A 14,425-nucleotide genomic window follows, 5' to 3' on the forward strand; every position below is an offset into this window, starting at 1 on the left:
AATAGCCGCAACTAGGGATTCAGCCGCGCCCTCTGCTGGCACGCGATCGTCTGGAAAGTGAATCCACGATGACAGCCAGGAGCAGCACCGCGCCCGTGATCATGTATCGAACCGAGGAGTCGAGGTTGAGCAGGGTGAGCCCGCTCGAGATCGCCGAGATCACCAGCACGCCGAGCACGGCCGACCACGCGCCGCCCCTGCCCCCGAACAGGCTCGTTCCGCCGATGATGGCCGCGGCGATCGCGTTGAGATTCGTGTCGGCTGAGCCGGTGAGCGTCGTCGCCGATCCGAGCCGTGCCGCGGAGAGCACGCCGCCCAGCGCGGCGAGGGCCGAGCAGATCACGAATGCCGTCACGAGCGTTCGCGTGACGGGCAGGCCTGCGCGGCGGGCGGCATCCACGTTCCCGCCGACGGCGAAGACCGAGCGGCCCCACCTCGTGCGACGCAGCAGGTAGGAGATGACGACGACGAGCAGCAGGAAGAGCACCGGCATGACGGCCGTGCCCCTGTCCAGCGACAGGTACCACACCACGATGCCGAGGGCGACGAGCAGCGCGACCGCCTTCACGATCGTCACCGACGGATGCTCGGCAGGCAGTTGTGCGCGCATCCTTCTGCGCCTGCGCGCGAGCCCCGTGCCGAGCACGGCGAGTGCGGCGATGCCGGCGACGACGTACGCGGCCCATGGCGGCAGGAACCACGTGTTCGCGAACTGCACGAGCGGGTCGGTGAACGGGATGTTGATGGATCCGCTCGGCCCGAGCAGCGCCAGCTGCACGCCGAGGAACGCGAGCAGTCCGGCGAGCGTGATCAAGAAGCTCGGCACGCCGAACCGGGTGAGCAGGAAGCCGTAGAACGCGCCGATCGCGGCGCCTGCGACGATCGCGGCCGCGACGCCGACGAGGATGGGCCACTGCAGTCGCATGGCGCAGACGCCGACGATCGCGCTCGCCAGACCGCTCACCGATCCGACGGATAGGTCGATCTGGGCCACGAGCAGTACGACGACGGTGCCCAGCGCGATGACTCCCAGCGGGGCGGCCTGCAGCGTGAGGTTGACGAGGTTGCCAGGGGCGAGGAAGCGCGGATTGAGCGCCTGGAACAGCACGGCGATGACCACCAGGCCGATCACCACGGGCAGCGAGCCCAGCTCGCCGTCGCGCAGCCTCGTCGCGAACCGCGATGCCAGGTCGCGCAGCGTGTAGGCGGCGCCGTCTTCGGGGATCGGCCGACCGCGACCTGGCACCGCGCGCTCTGCTGCGTTCATCGTCCGCCTCCGTCTCGGAAGCGCTCGCGCGGATCGTCTTCCGGCGTGCCCTCCTCGAGGTTCAGGACCCCGGTGATGGAGGCGATGATGTCTTCGTAGCTCAGCTCCGGTGCACGGAACCGCCCGTTCACGCGGCCGAGCCGCAGCACGATCACGCGGTCGGCGACGGCCTGCACGTCCGCCATGTTGTGGCTGATGAGCACGACGCAGTGCCCGCGGTCGCGCAGCAGCTCGATGAGGTTGAGCACCTCTGCGGTCTGCGCCACACCGAGCGCGGCCGTCGGTTCGTCGAGGATGACGACGCTCGGCTCCCCGATCAGCGACCGCGCGATCGCGACGGTCTGGCGCTGGCCGCCGGACAAGGTGGCGACCGGCATCCGCACCGAGGGGATGCGCGCGGACAGCTGCCGCAGCAGCTCCCACGAGCGCTGCTCCATGGTCTCCTCGTCGAGGGGGCCGCGACCCAGCTCCTGACCGAGGAACAGGTTGGCGACGACGTCGAGGTTGTCGCACAGCGCGAGATCCTGGAAGACCGTGGCGATGCCGAGCTCCCTGGATGCCGCAGGCGTCGGGATGGAGACAACGCGGCCCTCGAAGGCCACAGTGCCGGAGTCCGGCGGGTGCACGCCAGCCAGGATCTTCACGAGCGTCGACTTGCCGGCGCCGTTGTCGCCGACGAGCGCGACGACCTCGCCGCTGTAGAGGTCGAGGTCCACGTTGCGCAGGGCGTGGATGTGACCGAACGACTTCGTGATGCCGCGCATGCTCACGACGGGCTCGAGCGCCGCCGCGGTTCCCCCTGCTGCAGCTCCCTGCTCCGCGCTTCGTCCCGTCACGAGATGCCGTGCTCTCTGCAGTATGCCTGGTAGGCGGGCGTGCAGATCTGGACGACCGAGTGGAAGCCGCTGTCGATCACGACCTTCTTCACGTTCTGCACCGTGACGGTCTCGGGAACCAGCGTGACGGTGGGAACGGACTTCCCGGCCGTCTTCGTCGTGCTCGTGCCCTTCGGATGCCCGCCGTGCACGATCGTGAGCGCCGCGTCGGCCGCGATGGTCGCCTGCCGCCTGATCGGCTTGTACACGGTCATGTACTGCGTGCCGGCGAGGATGCGCTGCACGGCCGCCACCTCGGCATCCTGACCCGTCGTGGGCGGAACCGGTGTGACGCCTGCCGCCTGCAGAGCGGCGATGGCGCCCTGCGCGAGGCCGTCGTTGGCGGCATAGACGCCGGCGATGCGGCTGCCGAACTGCGTGATCTGCCCGGCCACCCAGCTCTGCGCCTCGGAGCCCGCCCAGTCCGGCGTGTCGTATTCGGCGAGCACGTCGTATCCCGAACGGTCGATGACGGAGTGGGCGCCGCGCTTGTAGGCACGGGCGTTGTCGTCCGTCGGCGATCCGTTGACCATGAGGATGCCCGACCCGTCCGGCACGTTCAGTTCGTGCAGCCGGTCGACGAGCGCTTGCGCCTGCAGAACGCCGACTCGTTCGTTGTCCGCCGACACGAAGAACGACAGGTCGGGGCTGTCGATGATGCGGTCATAGGCGATGACGGGGACGCCCTTCGCGACCGCCTCGTTCACGATGGATGCCGCTGCCTCGCCGTCCACGGCATCCAGCACGAGCACCGCGACGCCCTGCGCGAGCATGGACTCGGCCTGCTGCTGCTGCCTGGCGGCGTCGGCCGAGGCGTTCTGGTAGGCGACGGTGCAACCGGGGCACTTGTCGTGGATGCGCTGTTCGAACGCCGGCCGGTCGGCGGACTCGTACCGCGTGTTCGTGGAGTCCGGCAGAAGCAGGCCGATGGTCGCGTGCGCGGGGTCGACGGCGACGTGCGTCGTGTCGCCGGGCGCCACCGCGTTCGAGCACCCCATGAGGGCGAGCACGCAAGCGGCGACCGCGAGCAGCGAACTCGCGCGGATCGCCTTCATTCCCCGGCATCCTCCTGAGGCGCCGATTCCTCCGGCTGGATCGAGACGCGATCGACCGCCATGGCGACGGCGCCCATGGCGGCGGCGCCTGCCCCCAGCTGGCTCTGCACGATCTCCGGCGCGAAGGCGCCTCCCGCCAGCACCGAGCGCTCGACCTCGCGCCGCATCGGGCCGAGCAGCAGCTCGCCGGACTGCCCGAGGTCGCCGCCGACCACGATCCGCTCCGGATCCAGCAGGTTGCACAGGTTTCCGGTGGCGACGCCGATCGCCGTTCCGGCGTCGGCGATGGCGCGGATGGCATCCGCATCGCTCGACATGGCCCGCACGATCACGTCCTGCAGCTTGAGGCCGCGGTTGCTGCCCGCCTGCAGACGCTGGATGAGCGCACTCCCGCCCGCGATGGCCTGAACGCAGCCGCGGTTGCCGCACTCGCACACCGGGCCGTCCTCCTGGATGACCGTGTGACCGAGTTCGCCCGCCATCCCGGCGTGACCGGAGTATACCCGGCCGCCCAGCACGAGACCCGCGCCGATGCGGTCGCCGACGTCGATGAAGACCACGTCCTCCTTGCCGCGTGCCGCGCCGAGCCGCAGTTCTCCGAGTGCGGCCGCGTTCGCATCCGTGTCCACGAACACCGGTCGCTTCAGCCGCTGCTGCAGCACGTCGGCCACTTCGACGCCGTCCCAGCCGCGCAGGATGCCGCGACGAGCGATGCGCCCCGTGCGGCGGTCGACGGGTGCGGGGAGTGCGACGCCCACGGCGAGCAGGTCGAGCATGCCGGCCCCGGCGGTCTCGAGCATGTCGGCCAGCAGCAGCATGACGCGGTCGAGCTCGTTGTCGGCTCGGTGGTCCTTGGCGAGCGGCATGTGCGTCTCGGCCACGACCGTGTAGGCGACATCCGAGATGGAGATGCGCAGATGGCGCGTGGAGAAGTGCACGCCGGCCACGAGTCCGAGCGCGTGCGCGAGGGTGACGTGCTGGGCGCGACGGCCGCTGCGCGTGCCGGGCGCGGTATTGAGCACGCCCGCACCGCTCAGCTCTTTGACGATGTTGGAGACGGTGGCGGGCGACAGCCCGGTGAGGCCGGCGAGCTCGATCTGGCTCAGCCCTCCGTACTTCTTGACGGCGTCGACGATGCGGCCGCGATTGGCTTCACGCAATGAAGTCTGCGACCCCGGTGTTCGACGGGCGGCTACCACGGATTCACCCTACGCGATTCGGGCCTCAGCAGGCCCAAAGCGTTATCAGCGTGGACTATGCGTCTGCCGCGCTGCGCGGGGATCGGGGCGGTGCGCTGCGGGCGCCTCGCAGACCCGCGGTCGACCGGATGCCGGAACGCCGAGGCCTCAGTTCGGTAACGTCTCGCCTCCCGGCGCATGCATGCCGGACCGGGCGAAGGCGACCCGGCAGACTAGTGGCATGGCCGACTTCCACGTGTACCGCGATCGTCTCGAGATCCGCCTCACTCGTGCGGAGAAGATGCTCGCGCTGCGTCGCGACGACATCGTGGTGCCGCGTGACAGCATCCGCTCTGTAGCGATCACGGCCGACCCGTGGATCTGGATCCGCGGTGTGCGCGCGCCGGGCAACAGCATCCCGCTGACGCTCGCGGTGGGCACATGGAAGTTCCACGGCGGCAAGGACTTCCTGGTACTCAAGGGCAAGCAGCGCTCGGCCGTGGTGATCGACATCGAGCAGCCCGACCCGGATGCCGCGGACGAGCAGGGTGCAGCGGACGAGCAGGGTGCCGCGGCGACGGCATCCGTCGATGCTTCCTCGACGCCGGGCGAGGTGGCGCACGACCTCGCCGCGGGGGGCTCGGGCGCCGTTCCCGGTGCGCTCGCCGACCCGCCGTCGTCGACGGAGGTCGCCGAGGGCTTCTCGCGGGTCATCGTGTCGACGCAGCACGCGTCGCAGCTCGTCGAGGCGTTGCGCGACATCCACCCCGGATCGGACGGCCCGACCGACGAGGTGATCTCCTAACCATGGCGCAGCTGCGCGCGACCGGATCGGACAGCGCTCGATCCCGTCGCGCGCGCCGTCAGAAGCCGGACGCGGAGGTCACCCGCGTCGACGTCGACTGCTGCATCGTGGGTGGCGGCCCCGCCGGGATGATGCTGGGGATGCTGCTCGCGCGCGCCGGTGCTCAGGTCGCCGTTCTCGAGAAGCACGGCGACTTCCTCCGCGACTTCCGCGGCGACACCATCCACCCGTCGACGCTGCAGGTGCTCGACGAGCTGGGGCTTCGTGACGCCTTCCTCACGCTGCCGCACACCTCGGTCTCCACCCTCGACGCCGTCGTCGACGGCACGCGCATCACGCCGGTCGACTTCGACAGCCTGCACGGCCGCAACGACTTCCTCGTGCTCATGCCGCAGTGGGACTTTCTCGACTTCCTCGCCGAGCACGCCAGGGCGTATCAGGGGTTCCGGCTGTTCATGAACACGGATGCGACGCAGCTGCTCGTCGACGAAGCCCCGGGCGCCGACGGGTCGGGCGGCCGAGGCGCGGCGTCCGCCGGCGCAACCTCCCGCGCGGCGCGCGTGACCGGAGTGCTCGCGAACGGCCCGGACGGACCGGTCGAGGTGTACGCGGCGCTCACCGTGGCCGCCGACGGGCGGGACTCCGTGTTGCGGGCGGCATCCGGCCTGCCGTCCACCGACTTCGGCGCCCCGATCGATGTGGTGTGGTTCCGCCTGCCGTATCCGCCTGAGCGCCCGCCGGACACGCTCGGATACATCGACGAGCACCGGCTGGTGCTCACGATTCCTCGCGAGGGCTACTACCAGATGGGTCTCGTGATTCCCAAGGGCGGGTTCGACGACCTGCACCGGCAGGGGCTCGAGGCGGTTCGGGATGCGATCGTGCAGACGGCGCCGTTCCTGGAACCCGTCGTGGGCGAGCTCACGTCGTTCTCGCAGCTCAAGCTGCTGTCCGTGCAGATCAACCGGCTGGAGACGTGGTGGAAACCGGGACTGCTCTGCATCGGCGACGCCGCGCACGCGATGTCGCCCGCCTTCGGCGTCGGTGTGAACTTCGCCGTGCAGGATGCGGTCGCCACGGCGAACCGGCTCGCCCCGCTGCTGCGCGGGGCCGGCCCGGTGGCCGGTGCGCGGGCATCCGCTCTCGATGCGGCGTGCGCCTGGGTGCAGCGCAGGCGGATGACGCCGGTGCGCGCGATGCAGGCGGTGCAGCTCGCTGCGCACCACGTGATCAACGGTGCAGGAGTCTCGCTGCTGCCTTCGCCACTGCCCGAGCCGAGGCGGATCGTGCTGTCCGCCGTCATCCCGATCGTTCAGCGGCTGGCCGCGCGGATGATCGGCCGGGGCTTTCGGGCAGAGCACGTGTCGCCGAGGGTTCGCGGCGCGACCACGCGCCGCTGACCCGGGCGGATCGGCGGCGGGATCAGCGCCAAGGGATCACTGGGATCTCCAGAGCTGACGGCCGTTCGGCAGACCAATGGATGGTCGCCTTGCCCGCCCTGCTCGGCGTATAGCGAGCCGGGAAGTGCCCGAAGAACGGATTGCCTGGCTCGGGGAAGCGTCCGGCCACGAAGAGCCGGAGAGACTCGCCGGCCCGGAAGAGCGTGGCAGACGAGGTGAGCGGGATGAGCACCTCGACGACCTGGCCCGGGTCGACGGGCTCCAGCTTGCGGAAGGTGTGCTCCGGCTGGTGCGGCGTGCTGAGCTCCTCGTCGAGCTCGCGCATCGCGACGCGCAGCATCCCGGATGCGACGCGATCCCTGCCGTACCCGTACGAGCCTTCGAACGGCACATATCGGGATCCGGACCACTTCTCGACGCCCACGAAGAGGTGTGGATCGTCAGTGCCCGCGCTGGACACCCAGAGCCGAAGTGTCATGGGCCCGGTGATCTCCGTGTCCTCCGCGAAGTCGTGCCGGAAGAGCGCGGCATCGCGCCTCAGGTCGAACGTCACGCTTCCCGTCGGCGCGTAGTCTGCCGCGTCGGCCGCGTGCAGGGCTCCGTGGGTCGTGTGCAGGGCTCCGCCATCACCGAGCCGCAGGGCCGTCCACTGGGTGCGAGCCAGCGGCCACTCATCCTCGCTGCGCACCTCGACGACGTGGTCGGCCGTGTCGCGGATCTCCAGTCGCATCCTCGGCGGCCGGGGAGCATCCGCCGCCTTGAGGTAGCGGTCGAAGAACTCGAGCTGCACGCGGCGGGCGTCCTCTCCGTAGAACGTGGCCCACTTCGGTCCCCGGTGCACGTACGCGAAGCGGTCCTTCGACGCCACACGCTGAAACGCGCGCATGGACCCGACGCTGTGCAGGTTGTCGTCCGAGAAGCTCGCGCACACGAGCATCGGCACCGTGATGTCGGCGAGGTCGGGTGTCAGCGCTTCCCACCACTCGTCGCGGAGCGGATGCTCGCGCCTACCGGCCGCGAGATCCGTCGCCACGCGGGCGACGCGCTTGGTCATGAACAGCCAGATGCGCGCGAACCCGTTCTCCGGAATGCCGCCGGTAGTGAAGATATCGCGGTAAGCGTCGGTGAAGCCCTCCCACGGGCAGATGGCCTTGAGCGCCGGCGGATGCAGCGCCGCGGCCTTGTACTGCGAGATCGCGAGATACGAGACGCCCAGCATCCCGACGTTCCCGCTCGACCAGGGTTGCGACCCCGCCCACTCGATGAGCTGGAAGATGTCGTGCGCCTCCTGGTCGGAGAACAGGTCGCCGACGCCGTCCGAGTGGCCGCCGCCGCGCGTGTCCGCGTTGACCACCGCGTAGCCATGAGCGACCCACCATGCCGGGTCTGGCGCCTCCCAGCTGGTCTGATCCGAGAAGCGCACCGGCTGCGGCTGGTTCATGATCCGGTACTGCGGGCTGAACGACCAGCCCCTTCGCTTCTTGCTCGGGAGCGCGTCTTTGCCGTACGGATGGGCGCACAGGATGACGGGGAAGGGTCCGTCGCCCCTCGGCCGGTACACGTTGACGCGCAGCACCACGCCATCCGCCATGGTGACGGCGACGTCGTGGTGCTTGACGACATCCGCCGGCGTCTCATACACCTCGACGGGCGGCCGGACGAGCGCGCGCACGCGTCGTCGCGCATAGGCGAAGGCCCCTGGCCTCCTCCACGGCTTGTCATGAGTCGTCATGCTCGATGCTTCGGGTCAGGTCGTGATCGGGTCGCTCAGGAAGATCAGCACGATGCCCGCGAGCGGCAGGATGCCCTGGATGAGCGCGGCTCGGATGTACCGCGCACCTGTGGTCACCAGCACCACGGCAGCGAGCACCATGCACGTGAGGGTGAAGAACACGAGGGTCAGACCGATGACGTGCTGCCCGACCCCGTAGAGGATGATGCCCACCAGGGCGCCGATCGCGAGGAAGAGGTTGTAGAAGCCCTGGTTGTACGCCATCGGCTTCACGGTGTCCGCCGAGGCCTGATCCGGCACCGCGAACCGCTTCCAGACGGCCGGACGCGTCCAGAACACGCTCTCCATCGCGAAGATGAGCACGTGCAGAACGGCGGCGAGAGCGACGACCAGTGTCGCGATCACGATCATGCGGCCAGCCTAGGGCGTGCGGGCTCCGCGACCGGGTCCCGACGCCGCCGCTCGCGCAACCGCACCGCCGTCAGCCCGCAGCTGCGCACTGCCGTCCTAAAACAGCAACTGTGGGCAGCCGTGCTCCGCCGAAAACAGCAACTGAGGCGCAATCGTGGCCCCACCGTGCCGCACCGAAAACGGCAACTGAGGCCCAGAACAGCAGAAATCCTGCTGTTCTCGCCGCGAGAGCGCGATCACTGCTGTTTTCGGTACGGCGTGGGGCGCGGGAGAGTGCGGGTGCCGAAAGGTGGGGCGGGGCGACGCGGGGCGGCTCAGTGCCGCACGTCGACGACGGTGCGGCCGCGGATCTGGCCGGCGAGGATGCGGCCTGCGGCGCCCTGCGCATCCTCGAGCCCGATCGTGGAGGTCATGGTGTCGAGCAGGTGCACGTCGAGGTCACGGGCCAGGCGAGACCAGGCATCCTGCCGCAGCGATCGCGGCGCCTCCACCGAGTTGATGCCCGCCAGCGTCACGCCGCGCAGGATGAACGGCATCACGGTCGCCGGAAGCTCAGCGCCGCCCGCCACTCCGCAGGACGCCACCACCCCGCCGTACGTCGTCTGCGCCAGCACGTTGGCGAGCGTCACCCCGCCGACGGCGTCGATGGCTCCGGCCCAGCGTCCCTTCTGCAGCGGGCGACCCGGTTCTGCGAAGTCAGCCCGGTTGAGAATCGCGGATGCGCCGAGTTCCCGCAGGTAGTCGGCCTCGCTGTCACCGCGGCCCGTTGATGCCGTGACCTGATAGCCCAGCTTCGCGAGCACGGCGATCGCGACCGAGCCGACCCCGCCCGCCGCACCGGTGACGAGCACCGGGCCGGAGTAGGGGGTCACGCCACCTCGCTCCAGCGCGAGCACGGCGAGCATGGCAGTGAAGCCCGCCGTGCCGATGGCGGCCGCCTGGTGCACGGTGAAGGCATCCGGCACCACGACGAGCGCCTCGCCGCGCACCGCTGCACGTTCGGCGAAGCCTCCGTTGCGGGTCTCTCCGATGCCGTCGCCGTTCAGCACGACGTGGTCGCCCGGCATGAAGCGCGGATCGGCCGAACTCCGCACTCGCCCGACCAGGTCGATTCCCGGGATGATCGGCGAGGTGCGCAGCACGCCGGGGCGTCCCGCCAGTGCGAGGCCGTCTTTATAGTTGAGCGCCGAGTACTGCACGTCGACCTCGACGTCGGCGGGTTCGAGCGCATCGTCGTCGAGCGTTCGCACCCGCGCCTCGTGCGCGGTGACCGCGCCGTTTTCGGTCTGCTGGGTGACCTGGAGCGCGCGGAACGACATGGGGTCAGCCTAGGTCGGGCGGGGAACCGCGGTCGAGGTCCTCCGGCGCAATCGCGGTCCCGGTCGTGGGCGCCGACGAAGCAGCGACCGCCGGACCCCACACATCGGGAGTCCGGCGGTCGAGTCCGTTCGGCGCGTCGGCGCTAGGCCATCGGCGGGCGTCCGTCGTCCGGCCGGGCGGTGGGCGCCTCGGTCGGAGGAGCGGCGGGCATGGCCGTCGTGGGAGGTGCTGCTGGGGACGTGCCGGCCTGCGGCGCACCGTAGGAGCCGCCGCCCATGCCGGCTCCGCCGGTGTACGCGCCGCCGGAGGCGAAGTACGCGTTCGCGGCCGGCACATACATCAGGATGATCGCGACGATGAGCACGACCACCTGCACGACGGACCAGAACGACGTGGAGTTGAACCCTCCCGAGAACCACGGCACGACCGAGCCGATCACGGAGAGGATGCCCAGCACCGTGAGCACGATGCGGGCCCAGTTGCGACCGTCGCGCATCCGGTTGACGATGATCAGCTCGATGATCGCGATCACGAACACGAAGATCGCGAAGATCAGCACGACGGCTCCGACGGCGGCACCTGCGAGTCCGCCGAGGGCGGTGCCGGCGGTCAGCGCGAGGATGCCGACGAAGAGTCCGAAGATGGATCCGATCAGCGAGATGATCGCGCCGATCAGCCAGATGACGTATGCCGCGGTGACGGCGCCCGGCCGTTTCGCGGGTGCTGCTGTGCTCATGTGACTTCCCCCTTGTCGACGTCGGCCGATCCCCACCGGCCGGTCGCTTACCGGGCGTCGGTCGCCGGCAGCAGACTTTTCACAGCATACTCGCAGCAGTTCCCCGGCGGCCATACCGGGATGCGACGGGGCCGCTTCCGCGCGCGTTCGGCTCCAGCTTCGCCGCGCCGCGCTGCACCGGGCTTCGCAGCGCCGCGCCGCCCATCGGCGCAGTCGCTGCGATGGGCGGCGGATGACGTGTGCGAACGGCGGGCGCAGGCCTGTCGGCTCGCGAGAGCCTGCACCCACCGCGCGTTCAGCTGCGGAACAGGCTCCCGCCGGCGCGGACGCGGGACACGGCATCCACCGTCGCGGCCAGGATGAGCACGCCACCGGTCACGGCGTAGTTGACGCCGGCCGGCAGGTTGAGCAGCCCGAGACCGTTCGTGATCACCGCGATCACGACGGCGCCGATCGCAGCGTGCATGAGGCGTCCGCGGCCGCCGAACAGGCTCACGCCACCGACGACTGCCGCTGCCACACCGCTCAGCACGATGGCCACACCGGCCGAGGGGTCGACGGAGCCGACCTTGGAGATGCTGAACAGCTGCGAGACGACGGCGAGGAACGAGCAGATCACGAACGCGACCCAGCGGATGGTGATGACCTTCACGCCCGACCTGCGCGCCGCCTCCGCGTTGCCGCCCACGGCGTACAGGTAGCGGCCGTACTTCGTGCGGTCGAGCACGAAGGTGCCGATCCACAAGATGGCGAGCGTGATGGGCACGACGATCGGCACGCCCTCCACCTTGACGAAGCCCGTCCCGCGGTTCTGGCTGAGCAGCCCGACGACGATGCCGCCGATCACGGCGACCACGATGACCTTGACCCAGACGAGCACCACGGCGCGGTTCGGAACGCCGGCCCTGCTGCGGCGCCTGCGATCCCAGAACGACACGGTCAGCGAGATCAGCACCATGATCGCGAGCATCACCCAGCCGCCCCAGATGGGGAGGTTGTTGTTCATGATCGCGAGGATGGCCGGATCCTGAACGTTGTAGAGGCCGCCGTTGCCGATGATGATCAGCTCGAGACCCTGGAATCCCAGGAAGAGTCCCAGCGTCACGACGAACGACGGTATGCCGACTCTCGCCACGAAGAATCCGATGAACCCGCCCGTGGCCAGGCCGATCAGGAACCCGATGCCGAGGGCGAGCCATGTGTTCCACTTGAGAACGTCGACCAGCACGATGAAGGCGCACATCGCGACACCGCCGGTGACACCGGCCGACAGGTCGATCTCGCCGAGCAGGATGACGAACACCAGCGCCATGCCGAGCATGACGAGCGTCGCGGACTGGGTGAGCAGGTTGGCGAAGTTGCGCTCGGTCAGGAAGTACGGGCTGAGGAACGTGAACAGGATGGCGAGCACGACGAGGCCGCCGATGGCCGGCAGCGCCCCCATCTCCCCGCCGCGCAGGCGCTGAAAGTACGCCCGCACCTGGTCGCCGAGTCCGCCCTCGACCCCGCTGCCGATGAGATCGCCCACCATGGGGTCGGGAAGCGCCTCCGTGGTCTCCGCTTCTCGTGCGTTGGTGCTCATGCCGGCTCTCCCGCGTACGTCTTGCTTCCTGTGATGTAACCGACGACGTCGTCGTATGTCGTATCTGCCGTGCGCACCGAGGCCACCATGCGCCCGAGGTAGAGCACGCTGATGTAGTCGGCGACCTTGAACACGTCGGCGAGGTTGTGGCTGATGATGATGACGGCCACGTTCTGCTCTGCGAGACGCTTCACGAGACCGAGGACCTGCTCGGTCTGCGCGACGCCGAGTGCCGCGGTGGGCTCGTCCAGCACGACGAGTCGCGACTTGTTGATGACGGACCTGGCGATCGCCACCGTCTGGCGCTGTCCGCCGGACAGCGACGACACCTTCTGGCGGACCGACTTGACGGTGCGCACCGAGAGCTGCTGCAGGGCGCGGCTCGTCGCCAGCTCCATGCTTCCCTCGTCGAACGTGCCCCACCGCGTCTCTTCGCGGCCGAGGAACATGTTCTGCACGATGTCGAGGTTGTCCGCCAGCGCGAGGTCCTGATACACGACCTCGATGCCCAGACGGGATGCCTCCCGCGGGTTGTGCAGGTTGACGAGCTCGCCGTCGAATCTCACCTCGCCCGCGTCGTACGGCTGCACGCCGGCGAGGCCCTTGATGAGCGTGGACTTTCCCGCTCCGTTGTCGCCGACGAGGGCTGTCACCTTGCCGGGGTAGGCCTTGAGGTCGACTCCGCGGAGCACGTCGACCGGGCCGAAGCTCTTCTTGACTCCCGTCAACGAGATGAGCGGCTCATCCATGTCGGGTTCCTTTCCTTTCGGATCTGACGTCACATGCGGTCAGGCACGATTCGATCGTGCGCTGCCGGCGTTCTCACGTGCGGGGGCGTGCACGCGGGAGAGCACGAGCGAAGGGGCTTCGCGGCGGACGAGCGGTCCGTGCGCGAAGCCCCTCGCTGTCGTGCGGTGGAGCTACTTCACGCCGTACTGCGCGCAGGCGGCCTGCACAGCACCGGTGCAGATGTCGCTCGCCTTGGCGTTGCCGTCGTCGATGACCTTCTGCACGTCCTTGGCCGTGATCAGCTGCGGTGTCTCGGCGATGAACGGCACGCCATCCACCTTCTGAGTGATGCCGCTCGGCTTCTTGCCCTTCAGCAGGGTGATGGCCAGATCGGATGCGGCCTTCGCCTCGTCCTGGTACGGCTTGTAGACCGTGGCGGTCTGCTTGCCGAGCAGCACGTTCTGCAGGCCGGCCGTCGACGCGTCCTGTCCGGAGACCGGGACCTTCAGGCCGTTCTTGTCCAGAACCGAGATGACGCCGGATGCGTTCGTGTCGTTGGCGACCCAGACCGCATCCACGTGGCCACCGAGCGAGGTGAGAGCCTGCTCGAAGTTGGTGGCCGACTTGTCGGCGTCCCAGATCCCCGGCGGCTCGGCGGCCGGCTTGATACCGGCTGCGGACATCGCCTTGACGGCGCCGTCGTGGAACATCTTGGCGTTGCCGTCGGTCGGGTCACCGCCCATGTAGACGACGACCGCCGTCGCCGGGTCCTTGCCCTCGGCCTTGAGGCCGTCGACGATGGACTGGCCCTCCAGTTCGCCGACCTTCGTGTTGTCGAACGACACGTAGTAGTCGGCGCCCTTGATGGGACGGTCGTAGGCGATGACCGGAATGCCCTGGTTCTTCGCCTTCTTGGCCACCGTCACGCCCGCGCCGTTGTAGTCGACGAGCAGCATGACACCGCAGCCCTTGTTGAGCTGCTGGTCGGCGATGGTCGCGTACTTGCTGGTGTCGCCCTGGGCGTTCTGGATGTCCGCCTGGAAGCCGGCATCCTTGATCGCCTTCTCCAGCGCGGGGCGGTCACCGTTCTCCCACCGCGGTGACGACACCGCGTCGGGAAGGATGACGCACGCTCGGGTCTTTCCGCCAGCATTGTTGGTGCTGTTGCCGCCGCTTCCGCTCGAACAGCCCGCCAGCAGAAGTGCTGACGCGCTCGCGAGAACGGCGACAGAAATCAGCGTCGATTTCTTCACGTCTCTCTCTCCTTTGATGAGACTCGGACTCCTCCGGGTTTCGCCGCGTTCAACTTCCGAATGCGGCTGAGGTGATCATGCC

Annotated in this window: 13 protein-coding genes; 2 read left to right on the plus strand and 11 right to left on the minus strand. The window is 69.1% G+C overall.

Annotated features, from left to right (window positions below):
- Positions 1-19: 19 nt before the first annotated feature.
- From VHB92_RS02865 to VHB92_RS02880, 4 genes are all read right to left on the minus strand, one after another.
- A complete protein-coding gene (locus VHB92_RS02865) occupies positions 20-1,267 on the minus strand; it encodes a sugar ABC transporter permease (protein WP_325451170.1) in 1,248 nt (415 codons plus the stop codon).
- Positions 1,264-2,031 carry an ATP-binding cassette domain-containing protein gene (locus VHB92_RS02870; protein ID WP_325451311.1) on the minus strand — a complete coding sequence of 256 codons (768 nt, stop codon included), beginning with the start codon at positions 2,029-2,031 and terminating at the stop codon, positions 1,264-1,266. The genes VHB92_RS02865 and VHB92_RS02870 overlap by 4 nt, the downstream gene beginning before the upstream one ends.
- 68 nt (positions 2,032-2,099) lie before the next feature.
- Positions 2,100-3,197 (minus strand): substrate-binding domain-containing protein, encoded by a 1,098-nt coding sequence (locus tag VHB92_RS02875; protein ID WP_325451172.1) that lies wholly within the window; start codon positions 3,195-3,197, stop codon positions 2,100-2,102.
- Positions 3,194-4,357, minus strand: coding sequence for an ROK family transcriptional regulator (locus VHB92_RS02880; RefSeq protein ID WP_325451174.1), 1,164 nt, complete (start codon positions 4,355-4,357; stop codon positions 3,194-3,196). Before VHB92_RS02880 ends, VHB92_RS02875 begins: the two co-directional genes overlap by 4 nt.
- 259 nt (positions 4,358-4,616) lie before the next feature.
- Here VHB92_RS02880 and VHB92_RS02885 point away from each other — a divergent pair, with 259 nt between their 5' ends.
- Both VHB92_RS02885 and VHB92_RS02890 read left to right on the plus strand, forming a co-directional pair.
- Positions 4,617-5,180 carry a hypothetical protein gene (locus tag VHB92_RS02885; RefSeq protein WP_325451176.1) on the plus strand — a complete coding sequence of 188 codons (564 nt, stop codon included), beginning with the start codon at positions 4,617-4,619 and terminating at the stop codon, positions 5,178-5,180.
- 2 nt (positions 5,181-5,182) lie between these two features.
- Positions 5,183-6,580 (plus strand): FAD-dependent oxidoreductase, encoded by a 1,398-nt coding sequence (locus VHB92_RS02890; protein WP_325451178.1) that lies wholly within the window; start codon positions 5,183-5,185, stop codon positions 6,578-6,580.
- A gap of 22 nt (positions 6,581-6,602) precedes the next feature.
- Here the strand turns inward: VHB92_RS02890 and VHB92_RS02895 are convergent, their stop codons facing one another.
- The 7 genes from VHB92_RS02895 to VHB92_RS02925 all read right to left on the minus strand — a co-directional run bounded on the left by VHB92_RS02895 (position 6,603) and on the right by VHB92_RS02925 (position 14,343).
- Positions 6,603-8,312: a CocE/NonD family hydrolase gene (locus VHB92_RS02895; RefSeq protein ID WP_325451180.1), complete on the minus strand. Its 1,710-nt coding sequence runs from the start codon at positions 8,310-8,312 to the stop codon at positions 6,603-6,605.
- A gap of 15 nt (positions 8,313-8,327) precedes the next feature.
- Complete coding sequence (locus VHB92_RS02900) at positions 8,328-8,723, minus strand: DUF1304 domain-containing protein (protein ID WP_325451182.1); 396 nt, start codon at positions 8,721-8,723, stop codon at positions 8,328-8,330.
- 314 nt (positions 8,724-9,037) lie between these two features.
- Complete coding sequence (locus VHB92_RS02905) at positions 9,038-10,042, minus strand: MDR family oxidoreductase (RefSeq protein ID WP_325451184.1); 1,005 nt, start codon at positions 10,040-10,042, stop codon at positions 9,038-9,040.
- A gap of 143 nt (positions 10,043-10,185) precedes the next feature.
- The gene (locus VHB92_RS02910; RefSeq protein ID WP_325451186.1) at positions 10,186-10,779 is read right to left on the minus strand and encodes a hypothetical protein; all 594 of its coding nucleotides are present in this window, start codon (positions 10,777-10,779) and stop codon (positions 10,186-10,188) included.
- A gap of 295 nt (positions 10,780-11,074) precedes the next feature.
- Entirely contained in the window at positions 11,075-12,361 is a 1,287-nt protein-coding gene (locus VHB92_RS02915) for a sugar ABC transporter permease (RefSeq protein ID WP_325451188.1), read from the minus strand.
- A complete protein-coding gene (locus VHB92_RS02920; RefSeq protein WP_325451190.1) occupies positions 12,358-13,110 on the minus strand; it encodes an ATP-binding cassette domain-containing protein in 753 nt (250 codons plus the stop codon). The genes VHB92_RS02915 and VHB92_RS02920 overlap by 4 nt, the downstream gene beginning before the upstream one ends.
- 171 nt (positions 13,111-13,281) lie before the next feature.
- A complete protein-coding gene (locus VHB92_RS02925) occupies positions 13,282-14,343 on the minus strand; it encodes a sugar ABC transporter substrate-binding protein (protein ID WP_325451192.1) in 1,062 nt (353 codons plus the stop codon).
- Positions 14,344-14,425 lie beyond the last annotated feature (82 nt).

It is taken from the genome of Humibacter sp., from assembly GCF_035547335.1.
Lineage (GTDB): Bacteria > Actinomycetota > Actinomycetes > Actinomycetales > Microbacteriaceae > Humibacter.

Bases quoted from the DNA above. Each gene is read 5' to 3' on its own strand.
- VHB92_RS02865 (WP_325451170.1), bottom strand. From the start codon at position 1,267: ATGAACGCAGCAGAGCGCGCGGTGCCAGGTCGCGGTCGGCCGATCCCC.
- VHB92_RS02870 (WP_325451311.1), bottom strand. From the start codon at position 2,031: ATGCGCGGCATCACGAAGTCGTTCGGTCACATCCACGCCCTGCGCAAC.
- VHB92_RS02875 (WP_325451172.1), bottom strand. From the start codon at position 3,197: ATGAAGGCGATCCGCGCGAGTTCGCTGCTCGCGGTCGCCGCTTGCGTG.
- VHB92_RS02885 (WP_325451176.1), top strand. From the start codon at position 4,617: ATGGCCGACTTCCACGTGTACCGCGATCGTCTCGAGATCCGCCTCACT.
- VHB92_RS02890 (WP_325451178.1), top strand. From the start codon at position 5,183: ATGGCGCAGCTGCGCGCGACCGGATCGGACAGCGCTCGATCCCGTCGC.
- VHB92_RS02895 (WP_325451180.1), bottom strand. From the start codon at position 8,312: ATGACGACTCATGACAAGCCGTGGAGGAGGCCAGGGGCCTTCGCCTAT.
- VHB92_RS02900 (WP_325451182.1), bottom strand. From the start codon at position 8,723: ATGATCGTGATCGCGACACTGGTCGTCGCTCTCGCCGCCGTTCTGCAC.
- VHB92_RS02905 (WP_325451184.1), bottom strand. From the start codon at position 10,042: ATGTCGTTCCGCGCGCTCCAGGTCACCCAGCAGACCGAAAACGGCGCG.
- VHB92_RS02910 (WP_325451186.1), bottom strand. From the start codon at position 10,779: ATGAGCACAGCAGCACCCGCGAAACGGCCGGGCGCCGTCACCGCGGCA.
- VHB92_RS02915 (WP_325451188.1), bottom strand. From the start codon at position 12,361: ATGAGCACCAACGCACGAGAAGCGGAGACCACGGAGGCGCTTCCCGAC.
- VHB92_RS02920 (WP_325451190.1), bottom strand. From the start codon at position 13,110: ATGGATGAGCCGCTCATCTCGTTGACGGGAGTCAAGAAGAGCTTCGGC.